Genomic DNA, 15,621 nt, shown 5'->3' with positions numbered 1-15,621 from the left:
CGTGCCGAGGGCGTGAACGAATCGGCACCGCGGGTCATCGGGGCATCGACTCAGGCACCGCGGCGGTTGCAGCCAAAGGCTCGCCCCTGACCGCACCCACACGCTCGCGCGCGATTGCGCAATAAGTTTCGTTGATCTCGTAGCCGACGAACTCGCGTCCGTGACGCGCACAGGCCACGGCCGTCGTGCCGCTGCCCATGAACGGGTCCAACACGCGTCCGCCCGGCGGACAGCTCGCGAGCACCATGCGCTCGACGATCTCGAGCGGCTTTTGCGTGGGGTGATCGACACGCTCGGCATGTTGGCGATGCAAGCGCGACACGGACCAGACATCCTTCGGGTTATAGCCGACCTCGAGCCACTTGCTGCCTTCGAACAGCTTGCGCGAACGCGCTTTCTTCGTTGCGGCGTCGTACGGAATCCGCACGGGATCGAGATCGAAGTAATACTGCTTCGATACCGCGAAAAACCCGATATTGTCGTGCACCGAAGTGAAACGCCGCGTCGTGCCGCCCATGCTCGGCACCCGTCGGTCCCAGATGATCTCGTTGACCATCGTCAGCCTGGTCTTGAGAAACGAGAAAATCTCGGGCGCGTACTGCCAGGTGCAAAAAACGTAGAGCGAACCCGTCGCTTTGAGCTTCGGGATGGCGAGCTCCAGCCAGCAGCGCGTCCAGGCGAGGAATGCCTCACCCGTCAGCATGTCCGAGTCGTTACCGTAGTCCTTGCCGAGCGCGTAAGGCGGATCGGCGACGATGAGGTCCACCGATGCATCGGGCAGATTCGCCGCATCGACCAGAAAATCGCGGTTGTGCAGCTCGATGCCCGCATGGGCCGCATGCGCGGCCGCCAGCGGGCGGTCGGCCGCCCGGCCCGGCGCCGGCATGGGCGTGCCGCCCGCGCCGGGCTGCGGCTCCTCGAAGTCGTCGATCACCTCACGCATCGCGGCGCGCTCTAAAAGCGGATGCCCGAGCGCTCGGCCACCGTGTGCATGTCCTTATCGCCGCGACCGGACAGGTTCACGAGCAGGTACTTGTCACGCGCCAGCGTGGGGGCGAGCTTGGCCGCATAGGCGAGCGCATGGCTCGATTCGAGCGCCGGGATGATCCCTTCGATGCGGCAGCAGTCGTGAAACGCCTTGAGCGCCTCTTCGTCGGTGATCGCGACATACTGCGCCCGGCCGCTATCCTTGAGCCACGCGTGTTCGGGGCCGACGCCCGGGTAATCGAGCCCCGCCGAGACCGAATGCGTTTCGATGATCTGCCCGTCGTCGTCCTGCAGCAAATACGTGCGGTTGCCGTGCAGCACGCCGGGGCTGCCGCCGATCAGCGATGCGGCGTGGCGCCCCGTTTCGAGCCCATCGCCCGCTGCTTCGACGCCGATGAGCTTCACGGCGGTATCGTCGATGTAAGGATAGAAGATGCCCATCGCGTTCGAGCCGCCACCGACGCACGCGATCACGGCATCGGGCTGGCGGCCGGTCAGCTCGGGCATCTGCACGCGGCATTCATCGCCGATCACGCGCTGGAAATCGCGCACCATCATCGGGTACGGGTGCGGCCCGGCCACCGTGCCGATGATGTAGAACGTGTTTTCGACATGGGTCACCCAGTCGCGCATCGCCTCGTTGAGCGCATCCTTGAGCGTGCGCGAACCCGATTCGACCGGGACGACCGTCGCACCGAGCAACTTCATCCGATAGACGTTGGCCGCTTGCCGGCGTACGTCTTCCGCGCCCATGTAGACGACGCACTCCATGCCGAAGCGGGCCGCGATCGTCGCCGTGGCCACGCCGTGTTGGCCGGCGCCGGTTTCGGCAATGACACGTGCCTTGCCCATGCGCTTGGCCAGCAGCGCCTGACCGATCACGTTGTTGATCTTGTGGGCGCCGGTATGATTCAGATCTTCGCGTTTCAAATAGAGCTGCGCACCGCCGAGCAGCTCGCTCCAGCGCTGCGCGTGATAGATCGGAGAAGGACGGCCGACGAAGTATTTGAGCTCGCGCTCGTACTCGGCGATGAACGCCGGGTCCTGGCGAAAATGTTCATAGGCAGCACGCAGCTCATCGAGCGCGTGAACGAGTGTCTCGGCCACGAACGTGCCGCCATACGGGCCGAAATGGCCCTGCTGATCGGGAAGGTTATACATATTCGTCACTCTTGCAGAAGCGGCGCGCGGGCCGCTGAAGGCTTTGCCGCGCCGCGTCGATTCACTGAGCATCCGCCTCGCGCACCGCGCGCACGAATGCCGCCATTCGGGCAGGATCCTTCATGCCCTTGGCGCCCGGCACTTCGATGCCGCTGGAGACATCGACCGCATACGGGCGCAAGCGATGAATCGCCTCACCGACGTTTTGCGCGTTCAACCCACCACTCAAAACGGCCCGACGCGCGAGCTCTGCAGGGATAAGTGACCAATCGAAAGTCTTCCCGCCGCCGCCATAGCCTTCGACATGGGTATCGAAAAGCAGGCCGCCGGCTGCTGAATAGTTAAGCGCCGATTCTACCAAATCGGCCGGCGTTGTCTCGGCCGCGATGCGTAGCGCGCGCAGCCACGGCAAACCGGCGACGTTGCCGAGCCGTTCGCATTGCCCCGGCGTCTCGTCGCCGTGGAACTGCAGCATGCCAAGCGGCACGTTGCTGGTCACTTCGCCGATCCATTCCTCGGTGGCGTTGACGAACAGCCCAACGGCCGTCACGAAAGGCGGCAATCCCGCCACGAGGTCGATCGCCTCGGCCACGCCGACCGCCCGCGGGCTCGGCGGGTAGAAGACGAGGCCGATCGCATCGGCACCCAACTCGACCGCGAGCGCGATATCGCTGCGACGCGACAGCCCGCACAGCTTGATGCGGGTGCGATGCGGCGTGTGGCCTGCCGGTTCCGGCGAGGCGGCTGTCGTTGAGTTCATGTCATTCGCTCCAAATACCGCCGAAAGGCATGCTGCCGAGCGACGCGGGCGGCACCGCGAACGGCTCGGGATATCCCACGCGCGCCAGATAAAGCCCCTCGGGCATGAAAGTGGGCGCTGCGCGGCCGCGGTCCCGGCTCGCCAGCACATCGGCCATCCAGGCGGCGGGATAGCGCCCCCGCCCGACCGCCACGAGGCAACCCATCAGGTTGCGCACCATATGATGCAGGAACGCGTTGGCTCGAAAACGCAAATGAACGATCTCGCCCGCGGCCCGGATGTCGATCTGATACAGATGCTTGACCGGCGTTTTCGACTGACACTCGGACGAACGAAACGCCGAAAAATCGTGCTCGCCGATCAGACATCGCGACGCCTCGCGCATCGCGTCGATGTCGAGCGGCGTATGGATCCAGCCTGCGCGGCCCGCAAGCATCGGGGAGCGCACCGGATGCACATGCAACACATAGTAGTAGGTGCGCTCGAACGCGGAAAACCGCGCGTGAAACGTATCCGGCATGGGCTTCGCCCATTGCACGGCTACCGTGCGCGGCAAGAACGCGTTCGTGCCCCGCACCCATGAAAATGCCGTCCGATCGAGTTCGGTATCGAAATGAACGACCTGCCCGAGGCCGTGCACGCCCGTATCGGTTCGCCCGGCCACGACGGTCTGCAGCGGCGTACGCGCAAACTCGGCCAATGCGCGCTCGAGCACGTCCTGCACGGTCTTGCCGTGCGGCTGCGATTGCCAGCCGTTGAATGCCGTGCCGTCGTATTGGATGCCCAGAGCGATGCGCATTGGCGGACGCGGTCCTTCAGGAAAGCGGCGCGAGCGTCGCGAGCAGCGCACGCGCCTCGTCTCGCGTCGCCGGATCGTTCGATTCGATCACCTCATGGATCAGCGTGCGTGCACCGCCCAGATCGCCGAGCTCGATATATTCAGCCGCCAGCTCGAGCTTGTTGCGTGCGATCCTCGCAATCTCTTCGGGGGTGAACGCGGGTTGCGGCGGTGTCGACGCCGCGGCCCCGGTTGAATCGTCAGCCGGCAGGTCCAGGTCGAATGCGAGCTTGAGCGGGCCGAAACGCGCCGCCCCGAGACCGGCTACGGCAGGGGGCATGGCCGCGGACGCGACCGGCTCGTGGGTCGGCTCATGCTCGGTCTTTGGCGGGGATTCGGGTTCGCCAATGGCTTCGGACGCGGACGCCGCGTGAGGCTCGGGGTCGCGACCGAGATCGGGTTCCGGTTCGTGCTCGTGCTCGTGCTCGTGCTCGTGCTCGTGCTCGTGCTCGTGCTCGTGCTCGTGCTCGTGCTCGTGCTCGTGCTCGACATGATCCGCGAATCCGGGCGGGTGCGCGGGTTCGGCGTCGTGCGCAGAGAGATGCGCTTCGGCATCGTGCGGTTCCTGCTCCGGCTCTGGACCGCGCGCGTCTTCCGGCTCGGCCGTGAACTCAGGCTCGATCCGTTCGACAGCGCCCGTATCCGCCATTCCATCCTCGTGCCGCGTGGGTTCCGCGCCGAGCCCCGGCGCCGCTTCGACGCGCGGCGGCAGCCCCAGCTCGAGATCGTTGAGTGCTGCGATCGCTTCTTCGGGGAAACGCGGCTCGCGCATGCCTGCCACTGTCCGTTCCTCCGGACCGGCGGCCTGCTGGACGGTCGAGGCCTCTTCGCTGGGCTCGGCCGATGGTGCCGGGGGGACGGCTGCCTCGTTCTCATGCGGCTCGTGCGGCGCCTCGGCGCCAGCAGGCGTGCTCGATTCGGCTTCCTCCGCCTCAGTAATCGACGATTGCCCCGGCAAATCCGAATACCCGGCTCCCGACAATTTCACTTCGACGTCCGGCTCGTGCTCGTCGCTTTGAGCCCGCGCCGAATGCGGCGGCAGCACATCTTCGCCGGCCACCGATTCGTCGAGCGTATCCTCGGTCTGCTCCGCGGAAATGGCGTACAGCGGATTGTGCGGGTCGAGCTGCCGCCCGAGCGCCGCGATATGCAGCCAATTCGGCCCCCGTCCGCCCGACAAATGCATGATGCGCTGGGCGATTTCGTCGAAGCCGCGCGCGTTACCGCGTTCGGCGTAATGTCCGGCGAGACCCATCAGTGCGCGCTTGCTCGTCGGCGTGCGCGCCAGCGTGGACAGGTGCTCGGCCTCGACCGGGTCTCGCGGCCCCTCGGCGTGCGCCGGTACGGGCTCGCGCTCGACGGCTCCACCTGCCGACGCAGTCCCCGACGCCGGTGCCGGCGCGGCCGTCGCGCGCGCCGCACGGCGTTTGCGCCCGCTCATCGCGAGGGCAACGATCAAGACGAGCAATGCCGCGACGACAGCCGACGCTACTGCTGCGATCGCCGGTACGGACGCGCGCGCGACGCTGATGCCGTAGCCGCCGATACCGATGAAACGTTCGCCCGATTGCGGCGCACGCGGCGCCGGCACGGCCGCCGGCCCGGTCTGCTTGGGGGCCTGCGCTGGCACGACAACCGACGTGCCGCTCGCAGCCGCTGAGCTGCCCGATTCGCGTGCGGCTTTCGAGCCGAACCCGTGGCGTTGCAGATCCATCAACACGCGGTTCTTGAACGCGAGCAGCTGCTGCAGACTCGAGAACGGATGCGGGCGTGCCGCCGTTGCGGGAGCGCTAGCCGGCGCCGTCGCGACTGCTGCCGTCGATGATGCGGCGCCGGGCACGGACGCGGCTGACCCGCTCGCGCCAGCCCCCGATGCCTCGGACGCCGCCGGAACGGTCGGCGCCTGCTGAATAGCCCCAGTCCAGGCGTGAGCGCCGCCGGCAGCCGGGGCCGCCGGAGTGCTTGCCGGCGCCGCACCGTTCGGAGACTGCGCGGCGGCCCGAGGCGCCGCCGGCTCGCCCGGCGCGCTGGCGGCGTTCGGCGACGCCACCACCCCACCCGCAGCGCTTGCTTCTGGGCGCACCCCGTGCGCGGGCACGCTGGCGCCCGACGACGACGCGGCAACGCCTGACGGCGCAGGCGTTGCGCCGCGAGATGCGCTCGCCGCAGTTGCGGCAGGCGCGGAGGCAGCGCTGGGCGCGCTACCCGGCGCGGGAGCCTGGGCAAGGACGGCCCCCGTCGAATCGAGCGGGGGGATAGTGAGGATCGCACCGAGCTTCATGAGGCTCGGATCGCCTCGCATGAACGAGGAAGGATTCGCATCGAAAATCGCTTTCGACGCGCGAGACAACACGGCGCGATCGTGCGATTGCGTGACGGCAATGGCAACGTCGTTCAGCGATTGCCCGGGCTTCACCGTAACCTGGGTCGCGGACTCGGCACCCGGGACGGATGCCGCCGCGGCTGCGCTCGCCGAATCGGCTGCGAAGGCCCGCGGCGACGCGAAGACCGTCGTGGCGACCGCAATCGCGAACACCGTGGCAGTGGCGATGCCAACGGCCGCGCCGCGCGCGTACGGCGCATCGGCATCAGTCCGCAACACAGGCGCGCGAGAGGTCGAACGTGCTGTCATGTGGTTGTTCCGCGCCTCGCGGCGCGGCCATGAATGTCGTTTGGAAAGGGACAAGGTCTGATACGGCAGCTTTGCATGGGTTGGAACAGGTGCTCTGCATGAGGCCATGGGTGCTCGAAGCATCTGCCGCACTTCCTCCGGGCCTACAGGAGAAGCGCTCACCGCCATCGGCCGTTGCTCTGCATTGGGCCCCAGTAAGCGCTAAAGCGCTAACTGGGGCCGTAAAAAAAGCGCCGCGACCGGCGCGACGCCTTTACAGTCCTACGCCGCAAACGCGTAGTTTACGTTAGGAAGCGCGGCAAGACCACCGCGCAAGCCTGCGATGACGCTTCACTTGTCGAGCAAAATCCGCAGCATGCGGCGCAGCGGCTCCGCGGCGCCCCAGAGCAACTGATCGCCCACCGTGAATGCCGATAGATATTCGCCGCCCATCGCCAGCTTGCGCAGCCGCCCGACCGGCACCGAGAGCGTGCCCGTGACCACGGCCGGCGACAGTTCGCGCATCGACGCTTCGCGCTCGTTCGGCACGACCTTCACCCAATCGTTGGCGGACGCGAGGATGCCGTCGATCTCGTCGAGCGGGACGTCCTTCTTGAGCTTGATCGTCAGCGCCTGCGAATGGCACCGCATCGCACCGATACGCACGCAAAGACCGTCGACAGGAATCGAGCCCGGCTGCCCCATCGCGGGCTTGCCCAGAATCTTGTTCGTCTCGGCGCCGCCCTTCCATTCTTCCTTGGACATGCCGTTGCCGAGATCCTTGTCGATCCACGGGATCAGCGAGCCGGCAAGCGGCACGCCGAAGTGGTCGGTCGGCATGGCGTCGCTCGTCATCGCCGCCAGCACGCTGCGGTCGATATCGAGAATGGCCGACGACGGATCGGCCAGCGCATCCTTGGCCGCGCCATGCAGCGTGCCCATTTGCGCGAGCAGCTCGCGCATGTTCTGCGCGCCGGCACCCGATGCGGCCTGATAGGTCATGGCCGTCATCCAGTCGACGAGGTTTTCGCGGAAGAGGCCGCCCAGCGCCATCAGCATCAGGCTGACGGTGCAGTTGCCGCCGATGAAATTTTTCGTGCCCTTGACGAGCGCATCCTTGATGACGTCGAGGTTCACGGGATCGAGAATGATGACGGCATCGTCTTTCATCCGCAGTGACGATGCGGCATCGATCCAGTATCCGTTCCAGCCCGCCGCCCGCAGCTTCGGAAAGACCTCGTTCGTGTAGTCGCCGCCCTGGCACGTGATGACGACATCGCACTTTTTCAGCTCATCGATGTTCGTCGCGTCTTTGAGCTGGGTCTCGTTCCTGGCGAACGCCGGCGCTTTGCCGCCCGCGTTGCTCGTGCTGAAAAAAACGGGCTCGATCAGCTCGAAATCGCCCTCTTGCTGCATACGCTGCATCAGGACGCTGCCGACCATACCGCGCCAACCTACGAGACCTACGTTCATGATTATCCCTTCGAATGGACGCTTCCCCGCAACCTTGCCCGGCGTGACCGCGCGGGGAAGACGGGCGGGCACGGCGGACGATCAGCTTTTCGTGATCGTTTTGGGGGTAATCGTTTTGATCGAAATGATGCCGGCCACGCCAATGGCGCCGGCAATGGCGAATCCCTGCGCACCGAGCGTTGCGCCAACGAGCGTTGCTATCGAGGGGATAGAGGGGATTCGCAGCATCGCGACAGTCTACACGAAAACGTCCTTACAATGCCGCACGCACCGCATCGCCCATCTCGGCCGTGCCGACCTGGCGGCAGCCCGGTGTAGCGATGTCGCCCGTCCGGTATCCGGCTTCGAGCACCTTCTGCACCGCCTTTTCGATGCGCTCGGCTTGCTCCGCCTTGTTCAGCGAATAGCGCAGCATCATCGCGGCCGACAGAATCGTGGCGAGCGGATTGGCGACACCCTTGCCCGCGATATCGGGCGCCGAACCGTGCGAGGGCTCGTAAAGACCCTTGTTGTTCTTGTCGAGCGAAGCCGACGGCAGCATGCCGATCGATCCCGTCAGCATCGCCGCTTCGTCCGAGAGGATGTCGCCGAACATGTTGCCCGTGACGATCACGTCGAACGACTTCGGCGCCTTGACGAGCTGCATCGCCGCATTGTCGACGTACATATGCGAAAGCTCGACGTCCGGATACGCCTTGGCGACCTCGATCATGACTTCCTTCCAGAGCTGCGACGTTTCGAGCACGTTCGCCTTGTCCACCGAAGTCAGCCGCTTGCCGCGCTTTTGCGCCGCCTGGAACGCGACATGCGCGATGCGGCGCACTTCGGGCTCGGAGTAGCGCATCGTGTCGAAGCCTTCGCGCTCCCCTTCGAATGCGCCGTCGGGTGCCGGGCGAATGCCGCGCGGCGCGCCGAAATAGATGTCGCCGTTGAGCTCGCGCACGATCAGGATGTCGAGCCCCGAGACGATCTCGGGCTTGAGCGACGATGCGCCGGTCAGCTGGGGATAGCAGATCGCCGGACGGAAGTTGGCAAAGAGCTGCAGATGCTTGCGCAGACCGAGAATGGCCTGCTCGGGACGCAATGCGCGTTCGAGCGAATCGTATTTCCAATCGCCGACGGCCCCGAAGAGGATGGCATCCGCCTCCTTCGCGAGCGCGAGCGTGGACTCGGGCAGCGGGTGGCCATGTGCCTCGTAGCCGGCGCCGCCGACGGGCGCCTCCTCGAGTTCGAACGACTCGCCGAGCGCGCCGAGCACTTTGACCGCTTCCTTGACGATTTCCGGACCGATGCCGTCACCGGGCAGCACTGCAATCTTCGTGCATCCTTCCTGTGTACGTGATGTTGGGTTGTCTGAGGGACTGCCGCAGCCACTTGCACCGCGGGCCCCGAGGGACGTTCAGCCGACGATCCGGTGAGCGAGCCACGGCTGCTTTGCCAGCCGCTCCGCCTCGAACGCGCGGATCTTGTCGGCCTGCCGCAGCGTCAGGCCGATGTCGTCGAGGCCGTTCAATAAGCAGTACTTACGAAACGCGTCGACTTCGAACGAATATTCCCGGCCGTCCGGCGTGCGAACGCATTGCGCAGCGAGATCGATCGTTAGTTGATAGCCGTTGAACGCATACGTCTCGTTGAACAGGTGATCGACCTGCTGCTCGGTCAGGACGATCGGAAGCAGACCGTTCTTGAAGCAGTTGTTGAAGAAAATATCGGCAAAACTCGGTGCGATCAGCGCACGAAAGCCGTACTGTTCCAACGCCCAGGGCGCGTGTTCGCGCGAGCTGCCGCAGCCGAAATTCTTGCGTGCGAGCAGAACCGACGCGCCTTGATAGCGCGGCTGATTGAGCACGAAATCGGGGTTGAGCGGGCGGCGCGAATTGTCCTGTCCCGGCTCGCCGTGGTCGAGATAGCGCCACTCGTCGAACAGATTCGGACCGAAGCCCGCGCGCTTGATCGACTTCAAAAACTGCTTCGGCATGATCGCGTCCGTATCGACGTTTTCACGATCGAGGGGAGCGACGATGCCCGTATGTACGATGAACTTATCCATGTTCAGTTGCTCCGCCTCAGCCCAGCTTGCGAATATCGACGAAATGACCCTCGATGGCCGCGGCAGCCGCCATCGCCGGGCTCACGAGATGGGTGCGGCCGCCCGCGCCCTGCCGCCCTTCGAAATTGCGATTCGACGTGGAGGCGCAGCGCTCGCCCGGCTCCAGCCTGTCGGCGTTCATCGCGAGGCACATCGAGCAGCCCGGCTCGCGCCACTCGAAACCTGCTTCCCGGAACACCTTGTCGAGCCCTTCGCGCTCGGCTTGCGCCTTCACGAGACCCGAGCCCGGGACGACCATCGCGAGCCGGATATTGGATGCCACCTTGCGGCCGAGTTTCTTGACGACATACGCCGCGGCACGCAGATCTTCGATGCGCGCGTTCGTGCACGAGCCGATGAAGATCTTGTCGAGCTTGATCGATTCCATCGGCACGTTCGGCTCGAGCGCCATATATTGCAGCGCCCGTTCCATCGCCGCGCGTTTGACGGGGTCTTTCTCGCGCTCGGGATCGGGCACGCGCGAATCGATCGGCGTGACCATTTCAGGCGAGGTGCCCCACGTGACTTGCGGCACGATCTGAGTCGCATCGAGTTCGACCACGCGATCGAACACGGCACCCGGGTCCGATGTGAACGTGCGCCAGTACTCGACGGCGACGTCCCATTCGGCACCCTGCGGCGAGAACGGGCGGCCTTTCAGGTAGTCGATCGTCGTGTCGTCCACGGCGACCATGCCGGCGCGTGCGCCCGCTTCGATCGCCATATTGCAGACGGTCATGCGGCCTTCCATCGAGAGTGCGCGAATGGTCGAGCCGCCGAATTCGATGGCATAGCCGGTGCCGCCCGCGGTACCGATCTTGCCGATGATCGCGAGCACGATGTCTTTCGCCGTACAGCCGCGCGGCAGTTGCCCCTCGACTTTGACGAGCATGTTCTTGCTCTTTTTCTGCAGCAGCGTTTGCGTGGCAAGCACGTGCTCCACTTCCGACGTGCCGATGCCGTGCGCAAGCGCGCCGAATGCGCCGTGCGTCGACGTGTGCGAATCTCCGCAGACGATCGTCATGCCCGGCAGCGTCGCGCCTTGTTCGGGCCCGATGATATGAACGATGCCCTGACGCAGGTCGTTCATCTTGAACTGGGTGATGCCGAAGGCGTCGCAGTTGGCGTCGAGCGTATCGACTTGCAGCTTCGAAACCGGATCGGCAATGCCGTGGCTGCGGTCCGTGGTCGGCACGTTGTGGTCCGACACCGCCAGGTTCGCGCTGACGCGCCAGACGGGACGCTCGGCCAGCTTGAGGCCTTCGAACGCTTGCGGGCTCGTGACTTCATGCAGCAGTTGACGATCGATGTAAAGCAGGGTGGTGCCGTCTTCTTCGGTGTGAACGACGTGCGAATCCCAGAGCTTGTCGTAAAGAGTCTTTGGCATGGTATGCGGGGGAAGTGAATCGAATCACGGGCGTTTCGGTTCGGTCGATTATGCCACGCAGACCGCTCGCGGGGTACTGGATGGATGAAAAAAGCGATAAAAAACAGTGGGTTATGGTGGTAGTCGCGGTACCTGGATCGCTACTACCATGCCCGCGGGGCCCGGCGCCGGACTGGCGCTTCGCGGCACCAGGACGTCCAATTTGACTAGTACTTTCGGTCGACCTCCGCCGCTCCGCCAGCGACGGTAACATGAGGCCCTCGTGGAGCCCGTACCGTTGCCAAGCGACAGAAGTGCCTCGTCGTAGCAGGGATACGCGCGCATCGTCATTTGTTTTGTGGAGTTTCGGTCGTATGCAAAAAACGGTTTGGCTTTCCTATGATCTCGGTGTCAAAGGCGATTACGCCAATCTGTATCGGTGGCTAGACACCGTAAAGGCCATGGAATGCGGCGATAGCGTCGCCTATTTCAAGGTCGATATCGCCGAGAATGAATCCGTGCCGGACTTCATCAAGACGGAGCTGGAATCAAACGTTGAATTTTCGAAAACCGATCGCGTATACATAGTATGGACGAATGGCGATGGCTCCAATAAAGGACGATTCATCATCGGCAAGCGGAAAGCATCTCCATGGCAAGGATATGGGGAGTTCGGTCCTGGCGAGGATGACCTTTGATGGCAAAAAATATTCTCATCGATACGGGGTATTGGATTGCACTGTTCAACGAAAGAGACAGGCATCACACGACCGCACGAGTGTTGGAGGACGATCTGTCCATCCATACTCTCTTGATTCCGTGGCCCACGCTATTTGAATGCGTCGATACCCGATTCAGGATGTCCAGCTTTCGATAGATGCATTTGTCGGATTCAACCCGGGCGACTTTTACGATGTCTGCGCGGCACGCGGGGTCGATATGCTCTATCGAAACTGAACTCTTTCTTCCCAGGCGGCATCGACGCGGCCGATCGCGAGGTTCCGTTCTATCTATACACCAAAGCACATCACGTTCACCGACACACACCTGTCACACGCAGCGCTTTCACTTCAGGACGCGCAATTCGCGCGATGGACACTGGAGCTAACGATGACAAGAGATCGGTATGTGCAGGGTGGCTTGCGGACTGAATCTAACGTGAATTGGTGGCGATTCTTACGGAACGTCGCCTGTCTTGCGGTGGCGGCCGCCTCGGCGGTGTGGCCTGCCGCCGATTCGTTCGCGCACGATGACGACGGACACAGCGAAAGCCGCGCGTACGCCATCGGGCTATGGGGCGATCTGCCGTACTCCGACATGCAGGCGCAAGTCGGTGTGCCGAACTTGATCGCCGACATGAACTCGCAAAAACTCGCGTTTACCGTCCATGACGGCGATCTCAAGGCTGGCAGCGGCACGCCTGGATCGGCAACGCCTACAACGTGTAGCGACGCACTCTACGTGCAGGCGCTCGGATATTTCAACGCGTTGAAGTCAGCCGCGATGTTGACTCCTGGCGACAACAACTGGACGGACTGCGATCGCGCCTCGAACGGCGCATTTTCGTCGCGGGAGAGGCTCGACCATGAGCGCAAGGCCTTCTTCGATTCACCCTATTCGCTCGGACAACGACCGATGCTTCAGGAGGTTCAAACCGACCGGCTTTGCCTGAACAATGACAATCAGCTCGTAAGCTGTGTCGAGAATCGGCGCTGGATGCTGCACGGTGTCGTCTACGCGACGCTCAACATCCAAGGCTCGTGCAACAACCTCTGCGATACGAAACCGGACCCCGCGGAATTTGCGGCGCGCAACGGTGCCGATATCCTCTGGATGCAGCAGACGTTTCAGGAGGCCATAGCGCGCCACGCTTCAGCTGTCATGTTTATTTCACAGGCCGACCCGGGGTGGGATAACTCCGACGCGACGCGCGCACCCACGCGCGACCCCAAGACCCTGGTGGAAAACGACTCGCTACCCAGTTCGGACCCCGCCTATCCGAGCGCAACTCCCGATGGTTTCAAGGACTTCCTGCTTGCACTGCGCGACGAAGTGATTGCCTTCCGAAAACCGGTTGCTTACGTGCATGGCGATTCGCACTATTTCCGCATCGATCGCCCATTTCTTGACGCGCAAGGCAGACGGCTCGAGAACTTCACCCGCGTCGAAACGTTCGGCGACAACCAGGCTCACGGCAACAACGATGTACATTGGTTGAAAGTGTTCGTCGATGACCGCACCCGTGAGGTGTTCTCGTTTCAGCCACAGATCGTACCGGCCAATCGGACCGCTGTTCCGCAGCCTTGACGCGTTGAATCGAAACCGAGCCGAGGGCCGCAAAGGCGACTTGTGCTACTGGCACCGGCATTCGGCTCACGTCTCCTCGTCTTGCTGCGGGGCCCCCGCTTTCGGCAGCGTTTGCGCGCGCGTCGCGCGCTCCGGATCACGGGCCGCGGCAACGATTTCCTTCGCATCGGCGACGGCGTCCTTCACTGTCGCCGCCCAGCCAAGCGAGCGAGCCACCCCGATTGCCTTGATATCGTTTCGAACGCTTGCCTGCGCGGCGGCAAAGCGCTTTTCTGCCTTCGCGTAGTCGGCGCGCAGTTGCGCTTTCGCTTCGCGTTGAGCCGTCGGCCAATCGGTTTCGCGCGGCGCGCCCGAATCCCGCTGCATGCGTCGCGTCGCAATTTGCCGAGCCTCCCGCTCGAGTTCCGCGCCGCGCGGCCGCCCGCTCGGATCGCGCTTCGCGATGCCGAGCGCTGAGAGGCTGCCCTTCAACGCACCGCCGAGCCCCGAACGATTGCGCCCGATCTGCTGGGCCTGGGTCGCCGTCAGCGGCGCGGCCATCTTCTTTTCGACCCGCTGCGTGACCCGCTTGTCCAGCACCGTTCGGGCGTCGCGCATCTTGTTGTCGCTCGGCGGCTGCTCCTTGAGCGCGTGACGAATTTCATCGATCGTTTCGTGAGGCGCAAGTTCGGTGAGTTTCGCCGCCGCCTCGAAGGCCCGGTCGGCCGCGGCCGGACCGTTTGAAGCATCATAGCGGCCGTAGCTCTTGACGCCGAGCGCCACGCGGGTATGACGCGCGTCTTCCGCGTACACCGCGGAGCCTTCCGCCCAGGCGTCCATGACGATCACATTCTTGCGGCCCCGGCCCTTGCGCAATTCGCTCCAGGCATGGTCGACCAGCGGGCGCCCTGCGAAATGGACGGCTTCATCCGGGGCATCCAGCTTTCCAGCGTGCAGATGCATGGCGACAGCAGCGTGGTTGCTGCAGACGCCCGCCCGCGCGAACATCGCGGCACCTGCAACGTTCGGTGCATCTTCGAATCCGGGCGCCTTGTCTTTCGCCAGGTCCTGGGCCAGCTCCTGAGCGAGATACGCGCGCGCGAGAGACTCGCCACCGGTGGCTTCGACGTCCGAACGGACGTTGCCGCGTCCCCATGGAAGCAGCTTGCGCGTCTGCACGACCGTTTCGTGGGCGGACCTCAGGCGCCCAAGCTCCTGCTCCGGCACGGCGCGGCCGTCGATCTCGCGCGCCAGCAGATAGCCGGCTAGCGGGAGCTCCTCGTGTCGCTCGACGCGATGAAGATGCACCCCACCCGCAAGGCCGAAATCCTCGCGTGGGGACATGTCGCGCGTCGGCGAAGAGGCTGCGGATAGTGACCCGTGCTCGGTGCCGCCGTCATCGTCGACTTCCTCCTCATCGTCCTCGGCGAGCACATCGAGCGACCGGCTCGGACCACCGGTGCCGCGCCCGAGCGCCGTTGCTTGCGGCGCCAGGAGATCCGAACGATGGGCCGATTGCGCCTGTTCCGCTTCGGCGGCAGCACCGGTCGTTCCAGCAGGTGCGGTGCCTTGCCGCGCCTCTTCTTCAAGCTCAAGCAAATCTCGCAGCGAAACCCGAGGGCGTCCGGTCGTCTGGCTCTGCAAGACGGCGGCAGTCGCAACTGGCTGAGCGATCGGGCCAGGGTTCTCGGAAGCACCCGCTTTTTTGCCCGCGCGACGCAGCGGATTGAGCCGCGCCAGCATCGACGAGACGCTCCGTGCCCGGGACGATGAACGCCCGTCACCCTTATCTGGAGTCCGCCGTTCGCTCGTTATCGAGGATTCGTCATTGGTTAGAGGTTGCGCAGAGCTAAGGCGCACATCTTTGCTCATGTTTTTCTCCGCGCTGACGGCCGGTGCCTACAACGATGACGGATCGACCTTAGCAATGCGCACGCGTCCGTTCGGGCTAACGAGCGAAATAGATGAGAGTCCGGCGAATGGCAGTCGTCGAGGTGCGTTTGCAACCGCGGTCATCTCGCGTTTTTCTCCGTTATTTCGCCGAGCGCAA

The 15,621-nt window shown here is 64.2% G+C and carries 12 protein-coding genes; 2 read left to right on the top strand and 10 right to left on the bottom strand.

Annotated features, from left to right (window positions below; translation table 11 throughout):
* Nucleotides 1-34: 34 nt before the first annotated feature.
* The 9 genes from ACR9ZC_RS00795 to leuC form a co-directional block, all read right to left on the bottom strand.
* On the bottom strand, nt 35-943 hold the full coding sequence (locus tag ACR9ZC_RS00795) for a DNA-methyltransferase (RefSeq protein ID WP_481578720.1): 909 nt from the start codon (nt 941-943) through the stop codon (nt 35-37).
* Between the two features lie 11 nt (nt 944-954).
* On the bottom strand, nt 955-2,148 hold the full coding sequence (trpB, locus tag ACR9ZC_RS00790) for a tryptophan synthase subunit beta (RefSeq protein WP_173256639.1): 1,194 nt from the start codon (nt 2,146-2,148) through the stop codon (nt 955-957).
* Between the two features lie 61 nt (nt 2,149-2,209).
* A complete protein-coding gene (locus tag ACR9ZC_RS00785) occupies nt 2,210-2,908 on the bottom strand; it encodes a phosphoribosylanthranilate isomerase (RefSeq protein WP_481578719.1) in 699 nt (232 codons plus the stop codon).
* 1 nt (nt 2,909) lies between these two features.
* Nucleotides 2,910-3,707, bottom strand: coding sequence for a tRNA pseudouridine(38-40) synthase TruA (gene truA, locus ACR9ZC_RS00780; RefSeq protein ID WP_331568571.1), 798 nt, complete (start codon nt 3,705-3,707; stop codon nt 2,910-2,912).
* Nucleotides 3,708-3,723: 16 nt separating this feature from the next.
* The gene (locus tag ACR9ZC_RS00775; RefSeq protein WP_481578718.1) at nt 3,724-6,378 is read right to left on the bottom strand and encodes a motility hub landmark protein FimV; all 2,655 of its coding nucleotides are present in this window, start codon (nt 6,376-6,378) and stop codon (nt 3,724-3,726) included.
* A 330-nt stretch (nt 6,379-6,708) separates the two neighbouring features.
* On the bottom strand, nt 6,709-7,830 hold the full coding sequence (gene asd, locus ACR9ZC_RS00770) for an aspartate-semialdehyde dehydrogenase (RefSeq protein ID WP_481578717.1): 1,122 nt from the start codon (nt 7,828-7,830) through the stop codon (nt 6,709-6,711).
* A 253-nt stretch (nt 7,831-8,083) separates the two neighbouring features.
* Nucleotides 8,084-9,145 (bottom strand): 3-isopropylmalate dehydrogenase, encoded by a 1,062-nt coding sequence (gene leuB, locus ACR9ZC_RS00765; protein ID WP_481579675.1) that lies wholly within the window; start codon nt 9,143-9,145, stop codon nt 8,084-8,086.
* An 84-nt stretch (nt 9,146-9,229) separates the two neighbouring features.
* The gene (leuD, locus tag ACR9ZC_RS00760) at nt 9,230-9,880 is read right to left on the bottom strand and encodes a 3-isopropylmalate dehydratase small subunit (RefSeq protein ID WP_331573247.1); all 651 of its coding nucleotides are present in this window, start codon (nt 9,878-9,880) and stop codon (nt 9,230-9,232) included.
* A gap of 16 nt (nt 9,881-9,896) precedes the next feature.
* On the bottom strand, nt 9,897-11,306 hold the full coding sequence (gene leuC / locus ACR9ZC_RS00755) for a 3-isopropylmalate dehydratase large subunit (RefSeq protein WP_173256631.1): 1,410 nt from the start codon (nt 11,304-11,306) through the stop codon (nt 9,897-9,899).
* Nucleotides 11,307-11,659: 353 nt separating this feature from the next.
* On the opposite strand from leuC, the gene ACR9ZC_RS00750 reads away from it, so the two are divergent.
* Both ACR9ZC_RS00750 and ACR9ZC_RS00745 read left to right on the top strand, forming a co-directional pair.
* Nucleotides 11,660-11,983 carry a hypothetical protein gene (locus tag ACR9ZC_RS00750; RefSeq protein ID WP_481578716.1) on the top strand — a complete coding sequence of 108 codons (324 nt, stop codon included), beginning with the start codon at nt 11,660-11,662 and terminating at the stop codon, nt 11,981-11,983.
* A 412-nt stretch (nt 11,984-12,395) separates the two neighbouring features.
* Nucleotides 12,396-13,592 carry a hypothetical protein gene (locus ACR9ZC_RS00745; protein WP_481578715.1) on the top strand — a complete coding sequence of 399 codons (1,197 nt, stop codon included), beginning with the start codon at nt 12,396-12,398 and terminating at the stop codon, nt 13,590-13,592.
* Nucleotides 13,593-13,658: 66 nt separating this feature from the next.
* On the opposite strand, the gene ACR9ZC_RS00740 is transcribed toward ACR9ZC_RS00745, so the two are convergent.
* Nucleotides 13,659-15,170, bottom strand: coding sequence for a hypothetical protein (locus ACR9ZC_RS00740; protein ID WP_481578714.1), 1,512 nt, complete (start codon nt 15,168-15,170; stop codon nt 13,659-13,661).
* Nucleotides 15,171-15,621 lie beyond the last annotated feature (451 nt).

This window comes from Trinickia sp. HAY1-2D (assembly GCF_056754935.1).
This window is presented reverse-complemented; position numbering and strand designations above follow the sequence as displayed.